The sequence below is a fragment of the Herminiimonas sp. Marseille-P9896 genome (assembly GCF_903993245.1).
GTDB lineage: Bacteria > Pseudomonadota > Gammaproteobacteria > Burkholderiales > Burkholderiaceae_D > Oxalicibacterium > Oxalicibacterium contaminans.
This window is the reverse complement of record NZ_CAJEVT010000003.1, coordinates 841,317-868,204: the sequence shown is the minus strand read 5'-3', so window position 1 is coordinate 868,204 and position 26,888 is coordinate 841,317. Positions and strand designations below refer to the sequence as shown.

At 53.3% G+C, this 26,888-nt stretch carries 24 protein-coding genes and 3 tRNA genes; 8 read left to right on the top strand and 19 right to left on the bottom strand.

All coding sequences use genetic code 11. The annotated features are described in order from the left end of the window. Positions 1–83 precede the first annotated feature (83 nt). Positions 84–1,592 (top strand): NAD(P)H-hydrate dehydratase, encoded by a 1,509-nt coding sequence (locus H7U06_RS14325; RefSeq protein WP_175626767.1) that lies wholly within the window; start codon positions 84–86, stop codon positions 1,590–1,592. Between the two features lie 5 nt (positions 1,593–1,597). On the opposite strand, the gene H7U06_RS14320 is transcribed toward H7U06_RS14325, so the two are convergent. After that, positions 1,598–2,287 carry an ABC transporter ATP-binding protein gene (locus H7U06_RS14320; protein ID WP_175626766.1) on the bottom strand — a complete coding sequence of 230 codons (690 nt, stop codon included), beginning with the start codon at positions 2,285–2,287 and terminating at the stop codon, positions 1,598–1,600. Here H7U06_RS14320 and H7U06_RS14315 point away from each other — a divergent pair. Together H7U06_RS14315 and mnmH are read left to right on the top strand one after the other, a co-directional pair. After that, positions 2,286–2,942, top strand: a complete 657-nt coding sequence (locus H7U06_RS14315) for an arylesterase (protein WP_175626765.1) — start codon at positions 2,286–2,288, stop codon at positions 2,940–2,942. The two genes, H7U06_RS14320 and H7U06_RS14315, sit on opposite strands and share 2 nt — an antisense overlap. A 2-nt stretch (positions 2,943–2,944) precedes the next feature. Beyond that, positions 2,945–4,015 (top strand): tRNA 2-selenouridine(34) synthase MnmH, encoded by a 1,071-nt coding sequence (mnmH, locus tag H7U06_RS14310; protein WP_175626764.1) that lies wholly within the window; start codon positions 2,945–2,947, stop codon positions 4,013–4,015. Positions 4,016–4,077: 62 nt separating this feature from the next. On the opposite strand, the gene H7U06_RS14305 is transcribed toward mnmH, so the two are convergent. From H7U06_RS14305 to H7U06_RS14265, 9 genes are all read right to left on the bottom strand, one after another. After that, entirely contained in the window at positions 4,078–5,994 is a 1,917-nt protein-coding gene (locus H7U06_RS14305; protein ID WP_175626763.1) for a SurA N-terminal domain-containing protein, read from the bottom strand. A gap of 80 nt (positions 5,995–6,074) precedes the next feature. Then, positions 6,075–6,151 (bottom strand) — tRNA-Asp (locus tag H7U06_RS14300). A 35-nt stretch (positions 6,152–6,186) separates the two neighbouring features. Further along, a tRNA-Val gene (locus H7U06_RS14295) sits at positions 6,187–6,262 on the bottom strand. An 85-nt stretch (positions 6,263–6,347) separates the two neighbouring features. Continuing rightward, the gene (locus tag H7U06_RS14290) at positions 6,348–6,620 is read right to left on the bottom strand and encodes an HU family DNA-binding protein (RefSeq protein WP_012079389.1); all 273 of its coding nucleotides are present in this window, start codon (positions 6,618–6,620) and stop codon (positions 6,348–6,350) included. A 297-nt stretch (positions 6,621–6,917) separates the two neighbouring features. Beyond that, on the bottom strand, positions 6,918–9,332 hold the full coding sequence (gene lon, locus H7U06_RS14285) for an endopeptidase La (protein ID WP_124572496.1): 2,415 nt from the start codon (positions 9,330–9,332) through the stop codon (positions 6,918–6,920). 261 nt (positions 9,333–9,593) lie between these two features. Then, positions 9,594–10,862: an ATP-dependent Clp protease ATP-binding subunit ClpX gene (gene clpX, locus H7U06_RS14280; RefSeq protein WP_124572497.1), complete on the bottom strand. Its 1,269-nt coding sequence runs from the start codon at positions 10,860–10,862 to the stop codon at positions 9,594–9,596. A gap of 156 nt (positions 10,863–11,018) precedes the next feature. Then, positions 11,019–11,651 (bottom strand): ATP-dependent Clp endopeptidase proteolytic subunit ClpP, encoded by a 633-nt coding sequence (clpP, locus tag H7U06_RS14275; protein WP_012079386.1) that lies wholly within the window; start codon positions 11,649–11,651, stop codon positions 11,019–11,021. A gap of 30 nt (positions 11,652–11,681) precedes the next feature. After that, on the bottom strand, positions 11,682–13,031 hold the full coding sequence (gene tig, locus H7U06_RS14270; protein ID WP_175626762.1) for a trigger factor: 1,350 nt from the start codon (positions 13,029–13,031) through the stop codon (positions 11,682–11,684). Positions 13,032–13,060: 29 nt separating this feature from the next. Then, positions 13,061–13,147, bottom strand: a tRNA-Leu gene (locus tag H7U06_RS14265). A gap of 363 nt (positions 13,148–13,510) precedes the next feature. Between H7U06_RS14265 and hpnC the strand changes: the two genes are divergently transcribed. The 3 genes from hpnC to hpnE all read left to right on the top strand — a co-directional run bounded on the left by hpnC (position 13,511) and on the right by hpnE (position 16,672). After that, positions 13,511–14,329: a squalene synthase HpnC gene (hpnC, locus tag H7U06_RS14260; protein ID WP_175626761.1), complete on the top strand. Its 819-nt coding sequence runs from the start codon at positions 13,511–13,513 to the stop codon at positions 14,327–14,329. A 151-nt stretch (positions 14,330–14,480) separates the two neighbouring features. Continuing rightward, positions 14,481–15,314 (top strand): presqualene diphosphate synthase HpnD, encoded by an 834-nt coding sequence (gene hpnD / locus H7U06_RS14255; protein WP_175626760.1) that lies wholly within the window; start codon positions 14,481–14,483, stop codon positions 15,312–15,314. An 11-nt stretch (positions 15,315–15,325) separates the two neighbouring features. Beyond that, positions 15,326–16,672: a hydroxysqualene dehydroxylase HpnE gene (hpnE, locus tag H7U06_RS14250; RefSeq protein WP_254873247.1), complete on the top strand. Its 1,347-nt coding sequence runs from the start codon at positions 15,326–15,328 to the stop codon at positions 16,670–16,672. 24 nt (positions 16,673–16,696) lie between these two features. Here hpnE and radA read toward each other — a convergent pair whose 3' ends face one another. Beyond that, a complete protein-coding gene (radA, locus tag H7U06_RS14245; protein WP_175626874.1) occupies positions 16,697–18,067 on the bottom strand; it encodes a DNA repair protein RadA in 1,371 nt (456 codons plus the stop codon). A 286-nt stretch (positions 18,068–18,353) separates the two neighbouring features. After that, positions 18,354–19,433, bottom strand: coding sequence for an alanine racemase (alr, locus tag H7U06_RS14240; RefSeq protein WP_175626759.1), 1,080 nt, complete (start codon positions 19,431–19,433; stop codon positions 18,354–18,356). A gap of 169 nt (positions 19,434–19,602) precedes the next feature. On the opposite strand from alr, the gene lplT reads away from it, so the two are divergent. Continuing rightward, complete coding sequence (gene lplT / locus H7U06_RS14235; RefSeq protein ID WP_175626758.1) at positions 19,603–20,865, top strand: lysophospholipid transporter LplT; 1,263 nt, start codon at positions 19,603–19,605, stop codon at positions 20,863–20,865. A 1-nt stretch (position 20,866) separates the two neighbouring features. Here lplT and H7U06_RS14230 read toward each other — a convergent pair whose 3' ends face one another. From H7U06_RS14230 to tsaB, 4 genes are read right to left on the bottom strand one after another with little or no spacing between them, the layout of a single operon-like run. Continuing rightward, positions 20,867–21,826, bottom strand: a complete 960-nt coding sequence (locus H7U06_RS14230; RefSeq protein ID WP_230089418.1) for a DUF1853 family protein — start codon at positions 21,824–21,826, stop codon at positions 20,867–20,869. A 20-nt stretch (positions 21,827–21,846) separates the two neighbouring features. Further along, positions 21,847–22,707, bottom strand: a complete 861-nt coding sequence (locus tag H7U06_RS14225) for a uracil-DNA glycosylase family protein (RefSeq protein WP_175626756.1) — start codon at positions 22,705–22,707, stop codon at positions 21,847–21,849. Then, positions 22,704–23,207 (bottom strand): ribosomal protein S18-alanine N-acetyltransferase, encoded by a 504-nt coding sequence (gene rimI / locus H7U06_RS14220; protein WP_175626755.1) that lies wholly within the window; start codon positions 23,205–23,207, stop codon positions 22,704–22,706. The genes H7U06_RS14225 and rimI overlap by 4 nt, the downstream gene beginning before the upstream one ends. Continuing rightward, complete coding sequence (gene tsaB / locus H7U06_RS14215; protein ID WP_175626754.1) at positions 23,204–23,902, bottom strand: tRNA (adenosine(37)-N6)-threonylcarbamoyltransferase complex dimerization subunit type 1 TsaB; 699 nt, start codon at positions 23,900–23,902, stop codon at positions 23,204–23,206. The genes rimI and tsaB overlap by 4 nt, the downstream gene beginning before the upstream one ends. Positions 23,903–24,020: 118 nt before the next feature. Here tsaB and H7U06_RS14210 point away from each other — a divergent pair, with 118 nt between their 5' ends. Then, positions 24,021–24,443 (top strand): thioredoxin family protein, encoded by a 423-nt coding sequence (locus H7U06_RS14210; protein WP_175626753.1) that lies wholly within the window; start codon positions 24,021–24,023, stop codon positions 24,441–24,443. Positions 24,444–24,533: 90 nt separating this feature from the next. Here H7U06_RS14210 and H7U06_RS14205 read toward each other — a convergent pair whose 3' ends face one another. From H7U06_RS14205 to zapE, 3 genes are all read right to left on the bottom strand, one after another. Further along, positions 24,534–24,737, bottom strand: a complete 204-nt coding sequence (locus H7U06_RS14205; RefSeq protein WP_009665193.1) for a cold-shock protein — start codon at positions 24,735–24,737, stop codon at positions 24,534–24,536. Positions 24,738–25,040: 303 nt separating this feature from the next. Continuing rightward, positions 25,041–25,739 carry a hypothetical protein gene (locus H7U06_RS14200; protein WP_175626752.1) on the bottom strand — a complete coding sequence of 233 codons (699 nt, stop codon included), beginning with the start codon at positions 25,737–25,739 and terminating at the stop codon, positions 25,041–25,043. A 46-nt stretch (positions 25,740–25,785) separates the two neighbouring features. Beyond that, positions 25,786–26,883, bottom strand: a complete 1,098-nt coding sequence (gene zapE, locus H7U06_RS14195; protein ID WP_175626751.1) for a cell division protein ZapE — start codon at positions 26,881–26,883, stop codon at positions 25,786–25,788. Positions 26,884–26,888: the final 5 nt, after the last annotated feature.

The following is a 26,888-nucleotide window of genomic DNA, read 5'->3' as shown; positions in this document are numbered from 1 at the left end:
CTGCGCTTTAGTACCGGTCTAATTGGACTAAAATCAAATGCATCAGCACGCTGTGCCCGCATTCATTTGATTAAGTCGCCGATATGACCGATACCCACGCGCTCTACACCGTTAACGAAATACGCCAGGTCGAACAGGCAGCACTGGCCAACTCCCCATCCTATGCACTGATGCAACGCGCCGGTACCGCTGCCGGTGAGCTCGCCTATGAACTGCTGCAAAGCACTGAAAAGGAAAGACGCGTACTGGTCCTGGCAGGTCCGGGCAACAATGGCGGCGATGCACTGGAAGCGGCCAGCCAGTTAATGAATGCCGGACTCAAAGTATTCATCACGCTACCCTTCCCTACCGATACTCTGCCTGCTGACGCACAACAAGCGCTGCAAAGAGCAAAAGCCAGCAAAGCGACTTTCATCGCCAGCGATGACCCAGCAATCAGCAGCACCGACTGGGCGATGGTCATCGACGGCTTGTTTGGCATCGGCCTGAGCCGTGCCATCGACGGTTCGTTGCATGAGCTGATCGCCACCATCAATCAACTGGGCTGCCCGATACTGGCGCTCGACGTACCGAGCGGATTAAATGCCGACACGGGTGCCATCGTCGGTGACGACGCAGGCATCGCGATACAGGCGACGCACACGATTACCTTCATCGCCGATAAAGCAGGATTGCATACCTGCGAAGGCCGTGACTTTGCCGGAGCTGTTACGGTAGCGACACTCGACATAGCCGCCGAACGCTTCCCTCCTGCATCCATGCATTTGAATCACCCTGCGCTATTCGCCAAATGCCTGCGGCCACGTCGCCACAACACGCATAAAGGCAGCTACGGCGATGTCAGCGTACTCGGTGGTGCGCATGGCATGGTAGGCGCGGCCGTCCTCGCTGCACGCGCTGCTGCCAAATGCGGTGCGGGACGCGTCTTCATCGCATGTCTTGCCGATTCACTGCTGTACGACAGCATGCAGGCGGAACTAATGAGCCGCCTGGCCAGCAATATCGATTACAGCACCACGACTACCGTTGCCGGTCCCGGCCTCGGTACTTCACGGCTGGCGCGCGACATCCTGGGCAAAGCCATTATTGCGAATACCCCGCTGGTCATAGACGCCGATGCACTCAACCTGATCGGCCATGAACCCGCGTTGCAGGAAAAATTATTGGCACGCAGCGCCGCCACCATCATCACGCCGCACCCGCTGGAAGCGGCGCGCTTGCTGGCAACGACCACACAACAAATCCAGGGCAACCGGATCGCTGCGGCGCGCGCACTGGCAGGCACCTTCCGGGCAACGACAATCTTAAAAGGTTCGGGTACCGTGATCGCGGCACCGGACGGCACCGTGGTACTGAATACCACCGGCAACCCGGCATTGGCGACTGCGGGTTCCGGCGATGTGTTGGCGGGATTGTCCGGCGCCTTGCTGGCGCAAGGTTGCCCGGAGTGGGAGGCCGCCCTGGCCGCCGTTTATTTGCACGGCCTGGCGGCGGATGAATTGGTCAAACGCGGTATCGGCCCGATAGGTCTGACGGCAGGTGAACTGATACCGGAAATCCGCTCGGTACTAAACCAATTGGTTAGCGGCTGAACTTTCTAAGCCTGAACCAGGCGACCAGCCGAAATCGTGATCGTGCGTTTGCACAGGGCAGCGATAGAAGAATCATGCGTCACCAGCACCAGCGTGGAACCACGTTCACGATTCAATTCAAACATGAGTTGTATCACTGCGGCACCCGTTGCCGCATCCAGGCTACCGGTCGGCTCATCGGCAAATAACAATGGCGGTTCACTGACGAAAGCGCGTGCCAGTGCTACCCGCTGCTGCTCGCCGCCTGACAAATACTTGGGATAGTGCTTCAGACGCGTACTCAAGCCGACCCGTGCCAGCATCGCTTCGGCTTTTTCTTTCGCCTTGGCATCACCGCGCAACTCCAGTGGCAACATGACATTTTCCAGCGCATTCAAATGCCCGAGCAATTGAAATGATTGGAACACAAAGCCCAGTCGAGACTTGCGCAAACCGGCCCGTCCGTCTTCATCCAGCGCAAAGATATCGGTGCCATCCAGCTTGACCGTACCTTCCGACGGTGTATCCAGACCCGCCAGCAAACCGAGCAAGGTAGACTTGCCGGAACCCGACGCACCTATGATGGCAAGCGTGTCGCCTGCTTGCACGGTAAAATCAACCGATTGCAGGATGGTCAGCTCACCGGTCGCATCTGCCACACGTTTAGTCAGATTGATAGCTTCAATTGCAGGATACAAAGTAGAGGATTCAGGCATGCCGATTAATTTCAAGTTTTCGTATCAAGTAGGGAATGTACTGAGGGCACTGGCATTGGTCATGCTCGCCTCGTTCACGATGAGTGCTTATTCTGCATCAAAAACCATACTCGTGCTTGGTGACAGCCTGTCGGCGGAATATGGTCTGGCGCGTGGCGAAGGCTGGGTCAACCTGTTACAGAAGAAGCTGGAAGCAGAAAAAATCAGCGTACCTATTGTCAATGCCAGCATCAGTGGTGAAACCACTAGTGGCGGCGCAGCACGCCTGCAAGCACTGCTGGACAAGCACCAGCCAGCAGTCGTGGTGATAGAGCTGGGCGCGAATGATGCCTTGCGTGGCTTGTCACTGACCGCTACCCAACAGAATTTACGCGGCATGGTTGCAGCGGCAAAAAAGGCTAAAGCCAAAGTCTTACTGATAGGCATGCAAATCCCGCCCAACTATGGCACCGATTACACGCGTCAATTCGCCGATCTGTTTCCCAAGATTGCCAAGGAAACCAAATCAGCACTTGTTCCGTTCATGTTGAAAGGGGTTGCCGACCAAACTGACCCCAGCCTGTTCCAGGCTGACCGCATCCATCCGGCAGCAGTAGCGCATCCGATCATACTCAACAACATCTGGCCACAACTCAAGCCTCTGCTGCCCAAGTAAATATGAAGAAGTATCCCGCCCTGCTCCGCTTCGCCGATCTCCTGCCTGCGCTGGAGCAGTTCGATGCCATCATCGATGCGCGCAGCCCTGCAGAGTTTGCGCTTGACCACATACCAGGCGCCATCAATTGCCCGGTGCTGGACGACGACGAACGTCATCGCGTCGGCACTCTCTACAAACAAACCGGTGCGTTTGAAGCGAAGAAGCTGGGCGCAGCACTCATCGCGCGCAATATTGCGCACCATATCGACACTGCGTTCATCGACAAGCCGCAAGACTGGAAGCCACTCATCTACTGCTGGCGCGGTGGCAACCGCAGCGGTGCAATGGCATTGATACTGGCACGCGTAGGCTGGCCCGCCGTACAACTGGACGGTGGCTACAAGGAATACCGTCGGCATGTGAATGCAGAGCTGGCCGAACTACCATTGCGCTTCCAGTTCAATGTCATATGCGGACCGACCGGCAGCGGTAAAAGCCGCCTGTTGCAGACCCTGGCAAATGCAGGAGAGCAAGTACTCGACCTGGAAAGACTGGCTGCGCACAGAGGCTCGGTGCTCGGCAACCTGCCGACAGAACAACAACCCTCACAAAAGAAATTTGAAACTGACATCTGGCAAACGCTGCGTCAGTTCGATGCGCAAAAAGTCATCTACATAGAATCAGAAAGCAAAAAAATCGGTGACTTGCGCGTACCCGACGCATTGATGACGCATATGCGCCAAGCAGCGTGTTTCTCGTTGGAATTACCACACGACAAGCGTATCCAACTCTTGATGCAGGATTACCAGCACTTCCTGAATGACCCTGGGCTATTGAACAAACAGCTTAGTTGCCTGCTGCAGCTACATGGGCGGGAAAAGATCGCACGCTGGCACCAGCTGGCGGCCAACGGAGAAATGGACGTGCTGGTGGGTGAATTACTGGGAGACCACTACGATCCGGCTTATAGCCGTTCGATAGAGCGCAATTTCAGTCGGATCAAAGACGCCGCAATCATTCGTTTGACTGATTTGTCCGAGTCGGCATTTCAGGTTGCGGCAGCGGATGTGATACGGCTTACACAGATCTAGCCAGGCAAATAAAAAAGCGCTCCGAGGAGCGCTTTTTTTAAACCGGTAAATTCATCTGACTTTTACTCAGCACCGTCAGCCTTGGCGGTCGCTGGTTTCAGGATCTTGACCTTGGCTTTTTCTTTCAGGACATCCAGATAAGCCTGCATTTCTTCCTGTGCCAAAGCAGCAGTAATTTGCTGTTGCTCAGCCTGGCGCTTGGCTTGGTCCACATTGGCTGGCTGCACCACGCGTATCACGCGCAATACACCGTAACCCTGACCCGGCACTTCAACCCCAACATACGATGGCAGCTTGCTGGTATCCGCTTTCATTACTGCGAGGAACAAAGCTGGATTCACGCCCTGGCTCTTCGCACGCGAAACGGTTTGGGTTGCCGAGAAACCAGTTGCATCGTCTTTGGCTTTCAATGCGGCCAGTTTTTCTTCACCCGCTTTTTTCGCCAGCGCCAGCGCTTCTACCTGTACCACGCGATCACGTACTTGCGCTTTGACTTCTTCGTAAGGACGTTTGCTCGCTGGTTTGTAATCGACGACACGACCTGCGATCAGCGTATTCGGCGCAACTTCTACTGCTTCCGTATTACGTTTGTTTTTCAACGAGTCATCCGAGAACAAGGCACTCAGGAATTTAGGGCTATTGTAAGGAGCCGTCGCTGCCACCGCCGGATTAGGCTGACGCGACAGATTGTTGACTGTTTCAATTTTCAGTTTCAGCTTGTCAGCAACCGACTTCAGGCTGTCCGATTGCTCGTAAACCGTGTTGCTGAAGACGTCTGCTGTTTCCGCATACTTCTTGGTTACCAGTTGCTTACGGATGTCATTCGCGATCTCACCTTTGACTTGTTCCAATGGCTTCTGTGTCGCTGGTTTGATCGCAGTTACTTTGATGATGTGGAAGCCGTAGTCCGACTCAACCAGATCACTCAATTCACCCTGCTTCAGTTTGAATGCAGCATCTTCGAAAGGTTTGACCATCATGCCTTTGCTGAAGAAATCCAGATCACCACCACGTTCTGCTGAACCCGGGTCATTCGAATTTTCTTTCGCCAGCTTGGCAAAGTCCTGCGGCGATTTACGCAAGGTTTCCAGCAGCTTTTCAGCCTTGGCCTTGGCTGCAGCTTTTTCTGCAGCTGGCGCATCCTTGTTTGCAGCGATCAGGATGTGGCTGGCACGACGTTGCTCTTCGACGCCATATTGCTTGGCATTTTGCTCGTAATAGGATTTGACATCAGCATCGCTGACATTGATTTGTGCGGCCAGCGCATCAGCGGTCAGGACGACATATTCCGCTTTTACCTGTTCCGGCACCGAGAATTCATTGCTCTTGTCGTAGTAAGCCTTGAGCATGTCATCCGTTACCTTGACTTGCGACGCGTAATCCGCAGCCTTGAAAGTCAGGTATTGCACTTCGCGTTCCTGCTCGCCCAGTTCGGACAAACGCTTGGCCAGCGAATCAGGAGCAAATGCGGTCGACTGGATCGCGGCATTCACTTGCTGCACGATCAGGTCCTGACGCAGGCTGGCTTCATACATCGCAGGCGTCATGCCTTGCGCTGCCAACAGGGATTTATAACGCTCCACATCAAACTTGCCATCAGCAGTGGTCAAGCCAGCGATGCCCATGATGGTTTGTTGCAGAGTCTGGTCAGAGACCGACAGTTTATTGCGTTTTGCTTCGGCTGCCAGTACGCGCTCAGCGATCAGGCCATCCAGCACGTCTTGCTTGGCTTGCGGTGTATCAAACATTTTCGGATCGAACTGGCCGCCGAACATTTGACGGAAGCGTTCCATCTGTTCGCGCTGTGCCGCATCCCATTCCGGTTGCGTAATCGCCTGGCCATCTACCTTGGCCACGGTGGTCGATGAATCGCCCATGCTGGTGTAGCTCTCCAGACCGAACAAGGCGAACGACGGGAAGATGACCAGCAGCAGCAGGAACTGCATCAGACGTTGGTGTGTGCGGATAAAATCAAACATGGCTAACCAATCACAGGCAAAACGCGATCAATATGTCGCATATATGAAAAAAGGCGAACTCTCGTTCGCCTTTTATTTTTTGGCGGAGTGGACGGGACTCGAACCCGCGACCCCCGGCGTGACAGGCCGGTATTCTAACCAGCTGAACTACCACTCCTAAACTACTTGATGATTATTTGCGAGTTTGACTGATGGTGGGTGCTGACGGGGTCGAACCGCCGACCTACGCCTTGTAAGGGCGCCGCTCTACCAACTGAGCTAAGCACCCTAATTCTGCTTAACCAGCCAAACATACAGCGTTGTCACCACGCCGCAAAAGAAAATATTTTACAGCATGTTGAACCAATTTGCTACTAGTTAACTGCGTCTTTCAATGCTTTGCCTGGTTTAAATTTAGGCACTTTAGCTGCTTTGATTTTGATCGCTTCACCAGTACGTGGATTTCTGCCTGTGCGGGCTGCACGTTTGCCTACGGAAAATGTACCGAAACCAACCAAGGTCACGGAACCATTTTTCTTCAATGTGGTTTTGACTGCACCGATCACTGAATCAAGCGCGCGTGCTGCGGCTGCTTTGGAAATATCGGCGGAACCAGCAATGTGGTCAATCAATTCAGTTTTATTCACTTACGTCCCCTCACAAAGGTTGAATGCCGCATCTCGTGCTTTACGCAGTATTGCTAAAACGATGATGCGGACGCAGAAAAAATCTGCAGCAAGTATTAAACAAGCCGCAAAGCCTTGTGTCAAGCGCTTTGCAAGCTTTTCTCCTCTGAAAATTAACATTTTTTATGTTTAGGATTCATCCTCTGCGCTTCTAAGAATATTTTTTTTTGATGAGAGCGCGAAAAAAAAGCGCTCCGAAGAGCGCTTTTTTAAAACACAAAATTACTTCTGCGTTACATCTGCAAGTGCATCAAATCATCAATGCTTGACGACAGTCGGATCGTTCGACTCAGCAGGTTTCGCAACGGCGGTATCAACCACTGCGACCTCTTCATCGGTCAATGGTACTGGTGCGCGTTCCAATGCGATCTCAAGCACTTTATCGATCCAGCGTACTGGTACGATTTCAAGCTTGTTCTTCACATTGTCCGGAATCTCAGCCAGATCCTTCACGTTTTGTTCTGGTATCAAAACGGTTTTGATACCACCGCGATGTGCTGCCAGCAGTTTCTCTTTCAAGCCACCGATAGGCAATACCTCACCACGCAAAGTAATCTCACCAGTCATCGCCACATCAGCACGCACAGGAATACCTGTGAACACCGAGACCATGGCCAGCGTCATCGCTACACCAGCCGATGGACCATCCTTAGGTGTCGCACCTTCAGGAACGTGAATATGGATATCGCTCTTCTCGAAGACGTCGGCTTTGATACCGAGTTTCTTCGCGCGGCTACGCACTACCGTGCGCGCTGCTTCGATCGATTCCTTCATCACATCGCCCAGCGTACCGGTACGGATGATCCCGCCCTTGCCTGGCACTGCAACCGATTCGATGGTGAGCAAATCGCCACCGACTTCGGTCCACGCCAAACCGACCACCTGACCAACCTGGTTTTCTTTTTCGGCGACACCGAAATCGAATTGACGCACGCCCAGGAATTTGTCGAGGTTCTTGGTCGAGACCGTGACTTTTCTGTCCTGCTTTTTCAGCAGCAACATTTTCACGACCTTGCGGCAGATCTTCGAAATTTCACGTTCCAGCGAACGCACACCCGCTTCACGTGTGTAGTAACGAATGATGTCGCGGATCGCCGATTCAGCGACGCTGATCTCATCTTCCTTCAGACCATTGTTCTTGATCTGCTTCGGCAAGAGATAACGTTGCGCGATGCTGGTTTTTTCATCTTCGGTGTAACCCGACAGACGTATCACTTCCATACGATCGAGCAAGGCAGGCGGAATGTTGTACGAGTTTGAAGTCGCAACAAACATCACGTCGGACAAATCGAAATCGACTTCGACATAGTGATCCGAGAAAGTGTGGTTTTGCTCTGGATCCAGCACCTCAAGCAAAGCCGACGACGGATCGCCACGGAAGTCCATGCCGAGTTTGTCGATCTCATCGAGCAGGAACAATGGATTGCGCACACCGGTTTTGGCCAGGCTTTGCAAAATTTTGCCAGGCATGGAGCCGATGTAGGTACGACGATGACCGCGGATCTCTGCTTCATCGCGTACGCCACCCAAAGCCATACGCACGAACTTGCGGTTCGTGGCGCGTGCGATCGATTGACCGAGCGAGGTTTTACCCACACCTGGAGGACCGACGAAGCACAGGATAGGTGCTTTCAGTTTGTCGACGCGCTGTTGCACGGCAAGATATTCCAGGATGCGTTCCTTGACCTTCTCAAGACCGTAGTGATCGTCTTCCAATACTTTTTCAGCATTGGACAAATCGTTGTTCACTTTCGATTTTTTCTTCCAAGGCAAGCCGAGCAAGGTGTCGATGTAGTTACGCACGACCGTTGCTTCAGCCGACATCGGCGACATCAGCTTGAGTTTCTTCAACTCATTCTGAGCCTTGGCCAATGCTTCCTTAGGCATCTTGGCAGCAATAATTTTCTTCTCGAGATCTTCGAGATCTGCGCCCTCTTCACCTTCGCCCAATTCTTTTTGAATCGCTTTGACCTGCTCGTTCAAATAGTATTCGCGTTGCGACTTCTCCATCTGGCGTTTGACGCGACCACGGATACGCTTCTCGACTTGCAGGATGTCGAGTTCGCCTTCGAGCTGGCCGAGCAGATGCTCATAGCGTTTCGCTACGTTGAAGATTTCGAGGATGACTTGCTTCTGCTCAAGTTTGAGCGGCAAGTGCGCAGCGATGGTGTCAGCCAGGCGGCCGGCATCATCTATACCTGCCAGCGAAGTCAGGATCTCTGGCGGGATTTTTTTGTTCAGTTTTACGTATTGATCGAACTGTTGCACGATCGCGCGGCGCATTGCTTCCACTTCGGACTCATCGCCCGCTTCGGATTCAATCGGCGTCAGATCCGCGACGAAATGCGTATCCAGCTCACTGATGTGATGGATACGTGCACGTTGTGCGCCTTCGACCAGTACTTTGACCGTACCGTCAGGCAGCTTCAACATTTGCAGGATGTTCGCGACGCAGCCGATTTCGTAGATATCGTCGGCTGATGGTTCGTCTTTGGCGGCGGCCTTTTGCGCGGCAAGCATGATGCTCTTGCCTTGCTCCATCGCAGCTTCGAGGGCTTTGATTGATTTAGGACGACCGACGAACAGAGGGATCACCATATGCGGGAAGACAACAACATCACGCAACGGTAACAGCGGCAGTTGGGTTTGTTCAGTGGAAATAGTAGTCGTCATGGCGAGCCTTATCTATAAACGTGTTAATGATGTTGGCGCTAACGGCCAAAACACAAGCCCGGACAGCAACAAAAATCATCCAGAAAAATAAAAAAGCCACCCGCGAAGTTGTCTTCGAAGTGGCTCTACTATGGAAGCCTGAATGATCCCTGCTGGTTTTAATTGTACTGTGTTTTAAATGAAAAACGGGCTAAAAAAGCCCGTTTTTGATAATTTCTGCCTATTTTTACAAAACTTTACTGTTTTCCAGCGGCATCCTTATTATTTCGCGCCGGAAACTTTAGGTTGCTCGTGATAGATCAGCAATGGTTTGGCGCCATGGTTAATGGTGCCTTCATCGATGACAACCTTTTCAACGTTTTGCTCATTCGGCAATTCGAACATGACGTCCAGCAATGCGTGCTCCAGAATCGAGCGCAAACCACGTGCACCGGTTTTGCGCGCAATCGCCTTCTTCGCAATCGCCTGCAAGGCAGCCGGACGAATTTCCAGTTCCGCGCCTTCCATTTGCAAGAGTTTCGAATATTGCTTGATCAGCGCATTCTTAGGCTCGAGCAAGATCTGGATCAGCGCTTCTTCATCCAGTTCACGCAGGGTAGCCACTACCGGCAAACGACCAACCAGCTCAGGAATCAGGCCGAACTTGATCAAATCTTCAGGTTCGGTATCCATCATGACCTGGCTTGCAGTACGTTCTTCGCGGCTCTTCACGCTGGCGGAGAAACCGATACCGCTCTTCTCCGAACGCTCGGAAATGATCTTGGCCAGGCCATCAAACGCACCACCGCAAATGAACATGATGTTGGTGGTATCGATTTGCACGAAGTCCTGGTTCGGATGCTTGCGGCCACCTTGTGGCGGCACCGATGCCATCGTACCTTCGATCAGTTTCAGCAAAGCCTGTTGCACGCCCTCACCCGATACGTCGCGGGTAATCGATGGATTGTCCGACTTGCGTGAAATCTTATCGATTTCATCAATGTAAACAATACCTTTTTGCGCGCGCTCGACTTCGTAGTTACAGTTTTGCAAAAGCTTCTGGATGATGTTTTCGACATCTTCACCAACGTAACCGGCCTCGGTCAGCGTGGTTGCATCAGCGATCACAAACGGTACGTCCAGCGTACGTGCCAGGGTCTGTGCCAGCAAAGTCTTGCCGGAACCGGTAGGACCGACCAGCAGGATATTGCTCTTGGCCAGCTCGACGTCGTCTTTCTTGCCGAGATGCTTGAGGCGTTTGTAGTGGTTGTAGACCGCAACCGACAAAATACGCTTGGCAGGATTTTGTCCGATCACATATTGATCCAGCAACTCGCACAATTCCTGCGGCGTAGGCAGATCAGTACGTGGACCGGCTACGGTTTCCACGCTTGATGCTTCGTCGCGAATGATGTCATTGCACAGGTCTATACACTCATCGCAGATAAAGACGGATGGTCCAGCGATGAGCTTTTTTACCTCGTGTTGGCTCTTGCCGCAGAACGAGCAATAGAGCAGTTTTTCGCCGCTTGAGGATTTTTTCTCTGACATGGTGCGCGTTATCTATGGTTAGCTATGGATTGATATTACCTGCGAATTACAAATTCGTCACGCCGTTCAAAAAAACGGCTGGCTCACACGGAGCCTATAAAGCAAAACGCCCGAACGTTGTTGCGCCCGGGCGTCAAATATTACATACGAACTAGCTTAAGCGCGCGTTGCCAAAACTTTATCGATCATGCCGTATGTCACTGCAGCATCTGCTGACATAAAGTTATCACGATCAGTATCTTTAGCGATTTCTTCGACAGATTTACCGGTTCTTTCAGCAAGAATGGCATTCAGTCTTTCGCGCAGATACAGAATCTCGCGTGCCTGAATTTCGATATCCGAAGCCTGGCCCTGAGCACCACCCAATGGCTGGTGGATCATGATGCGGGAGTTAGGCAGGGAAAAACGTTTGCCCTTCTCACCCGCTGCCAGCAGGAACGCACCCATCGACGCCGCCAGGCCAGTACACAAAGTCGAAACGTTCGGCTTAATGAACTGCATGGTGTCATAAATCGCCATACCGGCCGAAACCGAACCGCCAGGCGAGTTAATGTAGAGGGAGATATCCTTGTCCGGGTTTTCGCTTTCCAGGAACAGCAATTGCGCAACGATCAGGTTGGCCATCTGGTCATTGACCGGGCCAACCAGAAAAATAATGCGCTCTTTCAGCAAGCGCGAATAAATATCGTACGCGCGCTCACCGCGACCACTCTGCTCAATCACCATCGGGACCATACCGAGCATATCGGTATCGAGAGCGGAAGTACGAGTCATGCTTGTGGTGATCATCTGCTTTCCTTATGGAGAGCGCACAAGTTATTACGCTTGTGCGTTATTGCTCATCAATTCATCGAACGCAACCGGTTTCTCGGTTACTTTGGCTTTGCCTAACACGTAATTGACGACGTTTTCTTCCAATACAAGGGCTTCAACTTCCGCCAAACGGCTACGGTCGCTGAAATAATACTTCAGAACTTGTTGCGGGTCTTCGTAGCTCTGTGCGAACTCTTCAACTTGCGCTTTAACTTGTTCTGGTTTGGCTTGCAGATCGTTGGCTTTGACAACTTCAGCCAGGATCAGGCCGAGGCGTACGCGACGTTCAGCTTGCTCTGTGAACAGTTCCGGCGGGAAAGGCAAATCGCTGACTTTCATGCCGCGCTGGGTCATGTCCTGACGGGTCATTTCCATCAGACGCTCTACGTCCTGGTCGATCAGTGCTTTAGGCACGTCGAGTTCGCTGATTTTGATCAGTGCATCCATCACGCTGTCTTTGGTGCGTGCCTTGATGCGGCTGCTGACTTCACGTTGCAGGTTGACTTTGATGTCTTCACGCATTTTTTGCAGGTCGCCGTCAGGGATACCCAGCGATTTTGCAAATTCAGCATCGACTTCCGGCAGGTGCGCCCATTCGATTTGCTTCAGGGTGATGGTGAATTCAGCGGTTTTGCCTGCTACGTCTTTACCGTGGTAATCAGCAGGGAAAGCCAATGGGAAAGTTTTGGACTCGCCCACTTTCAAGCCGATGGTACCGGCTTCGAATTCAGCCAGCATGCGGCCTTCGCCCAGTACGAAAGCGTAATCTTCCGCTTTGCCGCCCTGGAATTCAACGCCGTCAATAGTACCGACGAAGTCGATGGTGACGCGATCGCCGTTTTTAGCTGTCAGGTCCGAACCACCGTCGCCGTGCGCGCTTTGCTCGCCTTTGACGTGGTAGTGCACACGTTGTTTGCGCAGGATGTCGATGGTTTTATCGATTTCTGCATCGCTGACGTCTACCGTGGTTTTTTCAACTTCGGCGGCCGACAGGTCACCCAGTTTAACTTCTGGGTAAACTTCAAACGTTGCGTTGAAAACGATGGTGCCTTCAGCAGCAGCGTCATCAGTCTTAGGTTCGATTTTCGGGAAACCGGCAACGCGCAGGTTGTTTTCTGTAGCGGCGTCGTTGAATGCGCGACCGACTTTGTCGTTCAGCACTTCGTTTTCGACTTGATAGCCGTATTGTTGTGCGACCATTTTCATCGGCACTTTACCAGTGCGGAAGCCAGGCGCCTTCACCGTACGAGCACGGACTTTCAGGCGTTTTTCAACTTCCGCTTGTACATCGGCGAGTGGCACCGTAATCGTGATACGGCGCTCAAGTTTGTCCAGAGTTTCGACTGCAGTTGCCATGTGAATCGTCCAAAAAATAAAAAATTCTGTGGTGCGAGGAGGGGGACTCGAACCCCCACACCATTGCTGGCGTCAGGACCTAAACCTGGTGCGTCTACCAATTTCGCCATCCTCGCGGGAATGAGTGCGCTAGCGAATACAAAAGCGCAAAAGCAAAGGGCGACCACGAAGTGAATATAGGGTCGCCCTGCACTGCCTTTTGTATCGGCTGTTCAACTTCAACCCGGGATTTTACTGGATTTTGCACAAGCTGCGCTGATTTTTGACACTTTGCCTACTTGCGCCCTATAAACACCCCGCCACTAGCGGAATTTTCCGCTGTTTGCGCTACTGAAGTCGAAGCGATACGACGGTCAATTTGGCGGTCTTTGCCAGATTTTCAATTACTATGCGTGCTGTGTCCGATATTCGCGCAGGAAACAGTGATTATCAACCGGTAGCGGCGCTGTACGATTACCCCACCCTCACCCTTAGCCTTCATGCCTGTCGATCATTACGAAAATTTCCCGGTAGCATCCGTCCTCCTGCCTGCGCGACTGCGTCCTGCGGTGGAAGTCATCTATGCGTTTGCGCGCAGTGCCGATGACCTGGCCGATGAAGGTGATGCCAGCGATGAGGAACGGCTGGCGGCACTGGCAGAGTATGAGCACGGACTGGATCAGATTGCAGCAGGCGAACACCCGGACAGCGCGCTATTCCAGAAGTTGGCAGTTGTTATCAGCTCGTACCAGTTACCGCTGCAACCCTTCCGCGACCTCTTGTCCGCCTTCAAACAGGATATCGTCACCAAGCGCTACACCAGCTTCACCGACCTGCTCGACTATTGCAGACGCTCGGCCAACCCGGTAGGCACGCTGATGCTGCATTTATATGGCGCAGCCAATGCTGACAATCTGCGCGCCTCCGATGACATCTGTTCAGCACTACAACTGATTAATTTTTGGCAAGACGTGGCGATAGACTGGCAAAAAGAACGCATCTATCTGCCGCTGGCCGATTTGCAGACTTTCAATATTGCGGAACAGCAGATCGCCCGTCAGGAAGTCGATACTGCCTGGCGTGAATTAATGAAGTTTGAAGTGGAGCGCGCACGCGCGATGCTACTGGCCGGTGCACCGCTGGCGCTACGCCTGCCCGGTCGCATAGGCTGGGAGCTGCGCCTGGTGGTACAAGGCGGCTTGCGCATACTCGAGTGCATAGAAGCTTCCGGCTACGATATGTTCCGGCACCGACCCAAGCTCGGCAAAAGCGACTGGCTGCTACTACTGCTGCGCGCAATCCGTATGAAAGCGAAATAAGTAGTCAAGCGTAATCTGCAACAAGAACCGCAGAAGGTATTTTGATACGACAGATTCATGCGTATCGATAAAGATACGCAGACATTATTTGTTCCTACAGCCTTAGTCGGCTAGCATAGCGGCTTAATTCAGCGTCCAGCGCCTTACTTTTATGTCCCCCGACGAATACTGCCAACAAAAAGCCGCACAAAGCGGCTCCAGCTTTTACTACAGCTTCCTGTTCCTGACACCGGATCGTCGCCGTGCGATTACTGCGCTCTACGCCTTTTGCCGTGAAGTCGATGACACCGTCGATGAATGTACCGATATCACGATCGCCCGTACCAAACTGGTGTGGTGGCGCAAGGAAATCGGCGCGATGATGTCCGGCGAACCAACGCATCCGGTGACCAAAGCCCTGCAACCGCATATGGCGATTTACGCACTCGAGAGTGAACACCTGATGGCCATCATCGATGGCATGGAGATGGATCTCGACCAGAACCGTTATCTCGACTTTATTGGTTTGCAAAAGTACTGCTGGCATGTCGCCAGCGTGGTAGGCATCCTGTCTGCCAAAATCTTCGGTGCCAGCAGCCCGCAGACTTTGCAATACGCAGAAAAACTGGGACTCGCTTTCCAGCTCACGAATATCATTCGCGATGTCGGCGAAGACGCCCGTAAAGGTCGCATCTATCTGCCGGTGAATGAGCTGCAGCAATTCAACGTCACTGCAGCCGATATCCTAAATGCACGTCATAGCGACAACTTTGAAAAGCTGATGCAGTTCCAGGCAGCGCGTGCACAAAAATTGTATGACGAAGCTTTTGCCTTGTTGCCGAAAGAAGATCGTCGTGCACAACGTCCTGGCCTGATCATGGCAGCCATCTATCGTGCCGTACTGAATGAAGTGGAACGCGATGGTTTCCACGTACTGAACCAGCGCATTTCGCTCACGCCTATACGCAAGCTGTGGCTGGCGTGGATTACCTACGTACGCGGCTGACGCAGCCGCCTATGAACTCGCTCATGTCGGACGCAAAGAAAATTGCCGTCGTCGGTGCTGGTTGGGCCGGATGCGCAGCGGCAGTAGAACTGGCCAGCGCAGGACATGCAGTCACTCTCTTCGAATCATCCCGCACCTTAGGCGGCCGCGCGCGCGCCGTCGAGATTCAGGGCCAGGTACTCGATAACGGCCAGCATATTTTGCTCGGCGCCTACAGCGCAACCTTAAGTCTGTTAAACACCATAGGCGTCGAGGCAGATCAGGCATTGCTGCGCCTGCCGCTGCAAATGCGTTATCCGGCGGGCTGCGACGGCATGGATTTTGTTGCGCCGCGCCTGCCTGCTCCTTTGCACATGTTGATCGCGCTGCTACGTGCCAGCGGATTAACAGGTGCGGACAAAATGGCGCTGGCGCGTTTCTCCACCACTGCGCGCTGGATGGAATGGCGCTTGCACACTGATTGCAGTGTCAGTGAATTGCTGGAACGTTATGACCAGACTGAACGCCTGATTAAACTGATGTGGCAACCGCTGTGTATCGCCGCCCTCAACACACCGCCAGAGCGCGCATCCGCACAGGTATTCCTGAATGTGCTGCGTGACAGCCTGGGGGCGCAACGAACAGCATCCGATATGCTGCTGCCACGTACCAACCTCACCTCATTGCTACCGCAACAAGCCGCCAATTTCGTCGCTGCGCGCAACGGTGCGATACAGACGGGCTGTACCGTACAAACAATTACTGCACACGATCAGAAGTGGGCACTCGGCTTAAGCAATGCGGAAGCAGCAGAAGAATTATTTGATGGCGTCGTCATCGCTACGCCTGCAACCACAGCTGCCAGTTTGTTGGCCGGCTCCGCAGCCGAAGCACACATCCCTGCCTTCAACTATGAACCGATCACCACCTGCTATCTGCAATACCCGGCAGGCACACGCTTAAGTGCTCCATTCTTTGCATTGACTGATGACGAAGCCTTGGGCCACTGGGGACAGTTTGTATTTGATCGCGGGCAACTGGATAGCACGCAGGATGGCTTGTTTGCAGTGGTGGTCAGTGTGTCGACCGCGGCAATAGAACTCGGACAGGAAGCATTGTCTGCCGCTATCACGCAGCAACTGGCGCAAGCACTGCAGATCCAGCAATTGAAAGCTCCGCTATGGAGCAAGATCATCACAGACAAGCGCGCAACTTTTTCCTGCGCACCCGGTCTGCAACGGCCGACTGAGAAAACCGTATTGCCACATCTGGTGATTGCCGGGGATTACGTCGCCAGTGATTATCCGGCGACACTGGAATCAGCTGTGCGCAGCGGCGTGAAAGCTGCAGACTTGCTGAACCAGCATTTCGACGACTAGCTCATTCGCGCATCTACTACGCATTTACTCGTGCTCGCGCACGCGATTCAAAGCCTCATCTATACGCTCTACGCCTATGATGGTCAGCCCTTCTATCTTTTGCTTGGGCGCATTCGATTTTGGAATCAGGGCAAGTGAGAAGCCCAGCTTCGCTGCTTCACGCAAACGTTCCTGACCGCGCGGCGCAGGACGTATTTCACCTGCCAGACCCACTTCACCAAATACCACCAGGCCTCGCGGCAAAGGTCGGCTACGCATAGAGGAATGTATCGCCAGCAGCACGGCCAGATCGGCCGCCGGTTCGGTGATCTTCACACCACCTACGGCATTGATGAATACATCCTGATCGAAAGCAGCGATGCCAGCGTGTCTATGCAACACAGCCAGCAACATCGCCAGACGATTTTGCTCCAACCCCACCGAAAGACGACGCGCATTCGGCAAATGCGAAGTGTCCACCAGTGCCTGGATCTCGACCAGCAAGGGACGTGTGCCTTCCTGCGTCACCATCACGCAAGCACCAGGCACCGGATTATCGTGTTGCGACAGGAATAGCGCCGAGGGATTGGATACTCCCTTCAAGCCTTTTTCCGTCATCGCAAACACGCCCAGCTCATTGACTGCACCGAAGCGGTTCTTGATCGCACGCACCAGCCGGAAGCTGGAATGTGTGTCGCCTTCGAAATACAGCACGGTGTCGACGATGTGTTCCAGCACGCGCGGACCAGCCAGCGCGCCTTCCTTGGTGACATGACCAACCATGATGATGGTGATGCCGGTTTGCTTGGCGATGCGCGTCAATTGCGCGGCACATTCCCTTACCTGTGCAACCGAACCCGGAGCCGAACTCAGTGCGTCCGAATACACGGTTTGGATGGAGTCGATGACCGCGACATCAGGCTTGTGCTCAGCCAGAGTTGTCAGGATTTTTTCCAGCTGGATCTCGGCTTGCAGCTTCAGATCCTTGGCGTCGACCGCGAGGCGTTTTGCGCGCAATGCGATTTGTGCACCGGATTCCTCACCGCTGACATATAAAACTTTTTTGATGCGCGAGAGATTGGCCAGTGCCTGCAACAACAGCGTCGACTTGCCTATGCCAGGATCGCCACCGATCAGCACCACACCGCCAGCCACCAGGCCACCGCCGAGCACACGATCAAATTCTTCTATGCCGGTACCAAAGCGCGGCACATCTATCGCTTCGATATCTGCCAGGCTCAGTACCGGCGCTGTTTGCGCCAGTCCTTGGTGTTGTATGGAAAAACGATTGGAGCCTGACTCGACTATGGTTTCGACCAGCGTATTCCACGCGCCGCAAGCGGGGCATTGTCCGCCCCACTTGCTGGTAATGCCGCCGCAGTCGCTACAGGTGTAATTGGTTTTGGCTTTTGCCATCTGGGTAAATTTCGCTTTATTAGAACTCATTTCACAAATATCCGTGAGTGCGAACGCGGCTATTTGGGAGGTAGTGCAAGGCGTGTCGCGCTGCCAAGGGTGGTCCCCTTGGCAAGCGGCGCAACACAGCAATACGCCCAAATAGCCCGTTCCCTCCGGGTTCTTACCAAAAGCGGCGCTGGCCGCGTTGCGCTCCTTGCGCATAGCTCGCTATGCGACGCGTCGCACGCCTTGCCAGCACCGCTTTTGGTAAGAACGCATCTCACGGATATTTGTGAAATGAGTTCTAGCTAACTTCGACTACCTTCACGCGCGACGCCAGGCCGCACATCAACTCATAGCCGACTGTACCGGCCGCATTTGCCACTTCGTCTATTGGCAAGCCTGCGCCCCACAGCGTGACTTTGCTGCCTACACACGGTTTCGCCACCGGTGTCAGGTCGACTGTAATCATATCCATCGATACGCGTCCGACCATACGTGTCTTCACACCATCGACGATCACTGGCGTGCCGCTGGGTGCATGACGGGGATAGCCATCAGCGTAACCACAGGCGACCACGCCGATGGTCATCGGACCAGTCGCGACGAAAGCACTGCCATAGCCGACAGCATCACCCGCGACGATATGCTGCACACCGATGATTTCACTGTTCAGACTCATCGCTGGCCGCAAGCCGAACTGCTCGGCGCTTTGCCCGCCTGGCGTCGCACCATACAGCATGATGCCAGGACGTATCCAGTCAGCCGCCGAACCTGGGTGTAATAAATCAGTCGCCGAATTGGCCATGCTTTGTTCGCCTGGCAAATCACGGGTTGCTTCCCTGAAGCGGCGCAACTGCTCCTGCACCGGCAATACCGGATTGTCCGGATCTTCCGCGTTGGCGAAGTGTGTGACAAAAGAAATATGGTCTACGGCCGGGATAGCGCGCAGGCGCTCGTAGGCGGCCCGATATTTCGCTGGCGTGAAGCCCAGACGATTCATACCGCTATTCAATTTCAGATGAACGTCGATTTTCGTCTGTAAACGTGCTTGTTCGAGCATGAGCAGTTGCTCTTCGCAATGGATAACCGTATCCAGTTGATGCTCGGCCAGCAGTTGCGGATCGGAGGCATCAAAAAATCCTTCCAGCAACAGGATGCGCTTCTTCCACCCCAGCTCGCGCAGGCGGGCCGCCGCATCCAGCTCGATCAGCCCCAAACCGTCTGCCGCAGCAAAACCACGCATGCCGCGCTCCAGGCCGTGCCCATAGGCATTGGCCTTCACCACCGCCCATGTCCGGGAATGAGGGGCACGCGCTTTGGCCAGCGCAAGATTACTGCGTAATGCGGCGATATCTATGGTAGCAATAAGGGGTCTGGGCATACGGCAATGTAAAGAAAGTTAAATCGTGACATTCGTTCAAGATGGTTTTTTTACGAATTTATTTATTTTACCGGACGCATTGCGTTAACGAGGCGCAAATCAATGGAAGCCGCCAAGATTCATGGTATAAAGTCAGCCAGAGACACACAGCAAAAATAGATTAATGCGAATGAATCGCGGTTTTTATACCATCATGGCGGCGCAGTTTTTTTCCTCGCTCGCCGACAACGCCCTCCTGATAGCGGCCATAGCCTTATTAACGGTAATGAAGTCACCCGAATGGATGACTCCATTGCTGAAGCTATTCTTTGTCCTGTCTTATGTATTACTCGCCGCTTTCGTCGGTGCTTTCGCTGATGCGCTACCCAAGGGTCGCGTCATGTTCATCACCAACCTGATCAAGATTTTCGGTTGCGGCATGATGTTCTTCGATGTCCATCCGCTGATTGCCTATGCCGTGGTCGGTTTTGGTGCAGCAGCTTATTCACCGGCCAAGTACGGCATCCTCACAGAATTGCTACCGGCGGAGAAACTGGTCGCCGCCAATGGCTGGATAGAAGGCTTGACCGTTTCCTCCATTATCCTCGGCACCGTGATGGGAGGTGCACTCATCAATCCCAACGTTGCCGCCAAACTACTAGCCTTCGATTTCCCCATTATTAACTTTGGCATAGACACACCAGCCGAAGCAGCACTCTGCATTATCACCGTCTCTTACCTGCTCGCCGCACTCTTCAACCTCCGCATTCCTGACACTGGCGCCCGCTATCCGCATCAGGAACGTAATCCCATCAAGCTCATCGGCGACTTCGCCAACTGTTTCACCACTTTGTGGCGCGACCGCCTCGGGCAAATCTCGCTGGCCGTAACCACGTTGTTCTGGGGTGCCGGTGCAACCTTACAGTTCATCGTGCTGAAATGGGCTGAGAAATCCCTGAATATGCCGCTCGACAAGGCCGCCATCCTGCAAGGTATCGTAGCGGTCGGTGTCGCACTCGGCGCAGTGGCTGCTGCTCGCTTTGTACCTCTTAAGAAGTCACTGTCGGTAATGCCGCTCGGCGTGATCATGGGTGTGGTCGTGATCGTGATGACCATGGTACATACCGTATGGCTGGCGTATCCGTTGCTGGTTCTGGTCGGCGCCTTGTCAGGCTACTTCGTCGTGCCTATGAATGCGCTGCTGCAACATCGTGGCCACGTCCTGATGAGTGCAGGTCACTCGATCGCGGTGCAAAACTTCAATGAGAATTTGTCAGTACTGACCATGTTGCTGCTGTATGCATTGATGGTGAAACTGGATTTGAACATCAACATCGTCATCATCATGTTTGGCTTGTCGGTCTCCGGCATCATGTACCTGATCATGCGCAAGCATGCTGCCAACCAGCGTGAACATGATTCGCTGTCACTGATAGGCGAACCGAAACACTAAGTTATTGCGGCAGCGGATGAACCAGTTTTATCCGCTGACCAGCCCGGGTGCGCCAGTCATCCGGCACGATAAAGCCACGACTGCTTTCCAGCGCAAGCTCTCCCCGGACATTCAGCAAGACTACCAATACCGGCATCGTGTCATGCACGAAATGCGTCGCCAGCATTTCTTGCAATGCCTGCTTGTCCATGGTCTGTGACAAATCCAGTTTAGCTGGTGCCAGCCAGTGCAAACGCGGCACCACGGCATAACGTTCGGCTGTCATCTGTTCCGTCTCTGTCAGCGCACACCAGAAACCACGGCAATGATCGGCAGAGATACCGCATATCGCGGCATCTGCCCTATCATCCTGGTGATAAAACAACCAGCCTTTGACCAATGCCTGCGCCTGCTTCACCGGTGCTGGCAAATGCACCTGCGCTGCCGGATGCTGCGACAACATCAGTTGACGCTCAAGTATCTTGTGCATTTTTGCACCCAGCGTATCTGCCAGGTTGGGACCGACGAAGTAGTCTGCATCTTCACCAGCACCGCTGGATTCCAGCAGATAAAATTTGGTGGCAAATTCCCAGTGCAACAAGGCATCGCCATCGCGCAGCAGGAAATCAAACTCGCCTACGGTGCTGTTCTTGCCCGCCCTTACCTGCACACCGTGCGCGGCGAGTATGCCGCGTGCCTCGAAATAATAAGCCAGCAGTTTTTCTGCATAGCGTCCGAGGCGGGTGAATACTTGTACATTGAGGTAGCGATGCAAGGCATCCGGATCCTTATCCAATGCTTGCAACCAGTCATTGATATCGTGCGGCAGGCTGCCCTGCAGGCTGGCAATTTTTCCCTGCCATTGCGGTGCTTGCGGATCCAGCAGATCGGGAGCATCGAGCAGCCATGCCAGTGAGCGCACATGGATATCGTTGAGGTGGCCCCAACGCTGCTCGAATTGTGTTTGGAAGGTATTTGTCAAATTCGCTGCCAAGCTAGACGTTAGCCTTTGTCGGCATAGGTTTGCATCGCCAGACACAAATCTGCCCAGGCCTTGCTCTTGTCTTTCGGTGTGCGCAGCAAATACGCCGGATGATAGGTAACCACCACAGGGATATCCGCATAGCGATGTACGCTACCGCGCAATCTGGCAACAGGTGTCGCCGGATCCAGCTTCAACAAGGACAGCGCGGCGGTCTTGCCCAGTGCCACGATCACGGTCGGATTGAGCAACTCTATCTGCCTTTGCAAGTACGGCATGCAGGCATCGCTTTCGGTTGCGACTGGTGCACGGTCACGCTTGTTTTCATCGGTAGGACGACATTTGACGATGTTGGCGATGTAGGTGTTTTCGCCACGTTTGAGGCCCATCGCGACAAACATATTGTCGAGCAGCTTGCCCGCCGGTCCGACGAAAGGCTCACCCTGGAAATCCTCATTGCGTCCAGGACCTTCACCGACGAACAACCATTTGGCTTTTTGGTCACCGACACCGAATACAGTTTGTGTGCGTCCTTTGCATAAACCGCATTCGGTGCAATTGCTGACCACCGTCTTCAACTGATCCCAGTTCATGCTGCCTATACTACTGGCAGGCTGCACCAGCGCAGTCGGCGTTGCAGGCACTGCGACAGGAAGAGCAACGGGACTAGTCGCGACATCGTCGTCACCCCAGGCCGAAGCACCAGGCTCAACAACACGCAGCGGCGTTGCAGCGGCCACGCTGTCCTCAAGCGGCGCAGCAACTTCACTTACAGTTGCTGCTTCAGGTTCCAGCGCCTGCAGCACAGCCGCTCGTTGCGACCAGACTGGCCCCAGGCCCATCTCCTGCAAGAATGCGATACGACGATCCGGATTACTCATAGCGCAAGCTTCATGACTAGCGCATCTTCACGCTGATTATTCGGTGCCGGATAATAGCCTTTGCGCACACCTATGCGACTAAAGCCATATTGACGGTAGATTTTTTCTGCACGCGTATTCGATGGACGCACTTCCAACAAGACCGCTTCCAGCTTTTTTTCCTGCGCAATTGCCTTCGCTTTATCCAGCAGCAGTATGCCTATGCCCTGCCCCTGCAAATCACGATGTACGGTGATGTTCAGCAAATGTGCATCGTCTACCGACAGCATCAACAGGAAATAACCGCTCAAGGCACCGGTGCCATCACGCAGTATCCAGGTTTCGTAACCGCTATTGATGGAATCGAGGAAATTGCCGCGCGTCCAGGGAAAAGGATAAACATCGTTTTCGATCGCAAGCACATCACTGATATCGGTCGGCTGCATCCGATAGAAATAAAGCTTGCGCGCTGGCGGAGGCGGCGCCTTGAACTGCGGGATAGGACTGGGCACGGAACTCATGCGGCCTCCTTTGCAGCCTTTTCCAGACGTTCCGCCGTTGTCAATGCCACCTTGTTACGCAAGTACAGTGGTTCCGCCGCACTCGCGACCACCGCCAGTCCTTGCGCATAAGCAATCGCACCCAGCGTCGCAATCTGCTCGGCCTGCGGCAGCATATCTTTCAATGCAGTCGCAAAAAACGGCTGCGCAGCGAAATCCGTTGCATACGCCTGTAAACCATTTCCACATGCGGTCACTTCGCCTTGCGGCTGCACCTCACGTGCAGATGACAGGCTAGGGGCAATCACAATCTGCCAGCCATCGGTGTAGCGATACTGCGCCCAATAAACTTCGCCCATGCGCGCATCCAGCACCGCCAGCACGTCACTGGCACCAGTCTGCTCGCGACACGCCTGGGCCATCGCTAGCAGGGTCACAGTCGGCAATAAGGGTTTCTCTGCGCCATAGGCCAAACCTTGTGCAATACCGCAAGCGGTACGCACACCGGTAAACGAACCAGGTCCGGCACCAAAAGCGATCGCGTCGCAATCGCGCAGCGCGATGCCAGCGTCCTGCAACAAGGCCTGCACCATCGGCAGTATGCTTTGTGAATGCGTGCTGACACCTGCCGTCTGGCGGCTGCTGTTGACGCCCTTGTGCAACAGTGCCGCAGAAGCCAGTTCAGAAGATGTTTCTATAGCGAGTATCGTAGACATAGGGGCTATTTTACCGTGCGTATCGCCATCGGTGCTGGGAAGGTATGCATTTGTCGCTGCTGCGCATTTCCACCGGGACGAACACTCCCTATGCAACAGAAAACGGTAGAATACCGCCATGGCAAGTATCACTCTAGAACCGCATAACCAGCAGCAGCTCACGCAACGCATGCAAGACGACGTCTGGGTCGTGGCCTGCTTGTGCGCGGCCTGGTGCGACGTCTGTACCAATTACCGGCCCGGCTTTGACGAGCTGGCGGCCCAACATCCGGACAAGCTGTTTGTCTGGATAGATATCGAAGACCGCGCCGACCTGATCGGCGACTTCGATGTCGAAAATTTCCCTACCTTGCTGATCCAGCGCGGTGACGATGTCATGTTCTATGGCACCACCATGCCAGATCATCGCATCGCGCATCGCCTGCTCACTGCACACGAAGGAAAAAGTGCAGCCGAACTCAAGGCATATACGCAAAGCAGCGCGGAATACCGTGAGTGGCAGAATGAACGCAATCTGCGACAAGCGCTGACACAAAACTGAATCACCCTCACCTGCGGCACTTCAGGAAATGACAGGCGAAAAAAAATCCTCAGCATGCTGAGGATTTTTCTATTTCGTTTGATCCAGCTATTAGATAGGCTGAATGTTCGAAGCTTGCTTGCCTTTAGGACCAGCTGTCACTTCAAAAGAAACGCGTTGGTTCTCTTGCAGCGATTTGAAGCCGCTCGACTGAATAGCCGAGAAGTGCGCGAACAAGTCTTCGCCGCCTTCGTCAGGGGTAATAAAGCCGAAGCCTTTCGAGTCATTGAACCATTTTACGATACCAGTTGCCATTACAATTCCTAATTTCAGTTAAGTTGGGCATTTGCCCGTTGGATCGTTTCAACCAAGACAGGAATGACAGACTAACTGCACCACTAACTCGAATCTCAACGATGGCTGATTATACCGGGATTAAAATAAAAAAAGTTAAATTTTAATAATCTCTCAATATTGTTTAGAGATAAGTCCAGCACTTTATCGAATAAGCGCACAACTTGTACGGTTAAGTTGCCAAATTCAACAGCAAATGAAACTTATATATCAGTCTGTCACTCTAGTCAGAGATAATTTGCAGCTGATAATTGCTACCATGCATCAAGGCTTGGCGGCCGGCACATTGGCTTTTTCCGCTTTCTTTCTGGCAATCTCTTTTTGTTTTTCTTCTGCGGCACGCACTTTTTCTTCGTAGCGCTGTACATTCTCGGCCCGCTTCTGCGCATCAGCTGCTTCGTTTTCCTTCAACAGCCGCTGCTTCTCCGCATACTCAGTATTGCGTTTCGCATAGGCTTCGGCGCGTGCCTTGCGCTGCGCTTCCTCTGCTGCACCCGGACCATCCTTGGCTGTGCGTTCGTCTACAGGCTTGTCAGCATTGGCGGCAGCTTTCGCTGCATTCTGCGCATTTTTTTCGGCCAGACGACGATCACGCTCGTCAACTTTGGCGTGGCGTATATACGAATTGGCCTCGAGTTCTATCGGCTTAATAGAAACCAGATCCAGACGTCGCTGCTCCTTGATCTTGTCCAGGCAGGAAGTGGTAAAGAACACTTTGTAGCAAGCCTTTTGGTCGGCCACAAAACGCGCTTCAATATCTGCGCGCGTCTTGTTCACTTCTTCCACCGCACGTTCCGCCACTTCGTTGGATTTGATGGAGTCAGCCGGATAACGTTCTACCAGTTCTTTAGGCAAATACACATGGTCAGGCGTTTCAGCAGCGACGGGCGCTGGCTGCGCAAACACAAGATTGCCAGCCAACAAGAAGGTAGCGCCAAGGCAGGTAGGAAATATGTATTTCATCTATCGTTAATTCAAATTAAGGCGAGTCCGGCTCTGCAGCCATGGCTCATAAAATCGCGTTGGCTGTGAGTCGACGCTCTGCTTCCATATATTCGCTGGATTGCATCTCGATCAAACGCGACACAGTACGTTGGAATTCGGCAATCTGCGCACCATCAGTATACAACTCATCCATCGCCACCTCGGCCGACATGACCAGTTTAATCTTGTGATCATACAGGACGTCTATCAGCCAGATAAAACGTCGAACCGCGGAAGCCATACCGGCCGACATCACTGGCACATCTGATAAAAATACTGTGTGAAAACGACTGGCGAGTTCAAGATAGTCATTTTGCGAACGCGGACCACCGCACAAGGTGGCAAAGTCGAACCATATTACGCCACCAGCCCGACGCAAGGCACGTACGTCTCGCCCTTCAATTTTCAGACTCGGGTTTTCATCTGTAGTTTCAGCTATGCGCGCAAATGCCACCCGCATCGCTTCGCTAGCCTTCTCATTCAGCGGCCAGTAATAAGCATCAACCTGCTCCAGCGCGCGCTTACGATAATCATTGCCGCTATCGACATTCACGATGTCCAGCTTTTCCTTTAGCAAAGCGATGGTCGGCAACATACGATCCCGATGCAAGCCGTCCGGATACAAAGTGTCAGGATGGAAGTTCGAGGTAATGATGAAAGACACACCATTCTCAAACAAGGCCTTGAACAAGTTGTAGAGAATCATCGCATCGGCGATATCGATGACGTGGAATTCATCGAAGCAAATCAGGCGGTACCTCTTCGCGATACGCTTGGCTACTTCATCCAGCGGATTCACCACCATCTTCAGTTCGTCCAGCTCGCGATGTACGCTGCGCATGAATTCATGGAAGTGCACACGCGTCTTGCGCACCAAAGGCACGACTGAATAAAAACTATCCATCAGGAAGGATTTACCGCGACCTACCCCACCCCACATATAAATCCCACGCGGGATTTCAGGCGGCCGCAAGAAGCGCATGAAGGCATTCGCACGCTGTGCCTTGTACTCTACCCATTCATCATAGGCTTGCTGCAAACGATTAACGGCATTGAGCTGCGACTCATCAGCAACGAATCCTCGTTGCGATAATGCATGCTCATAAAATTCACGTACATTCATGCGGC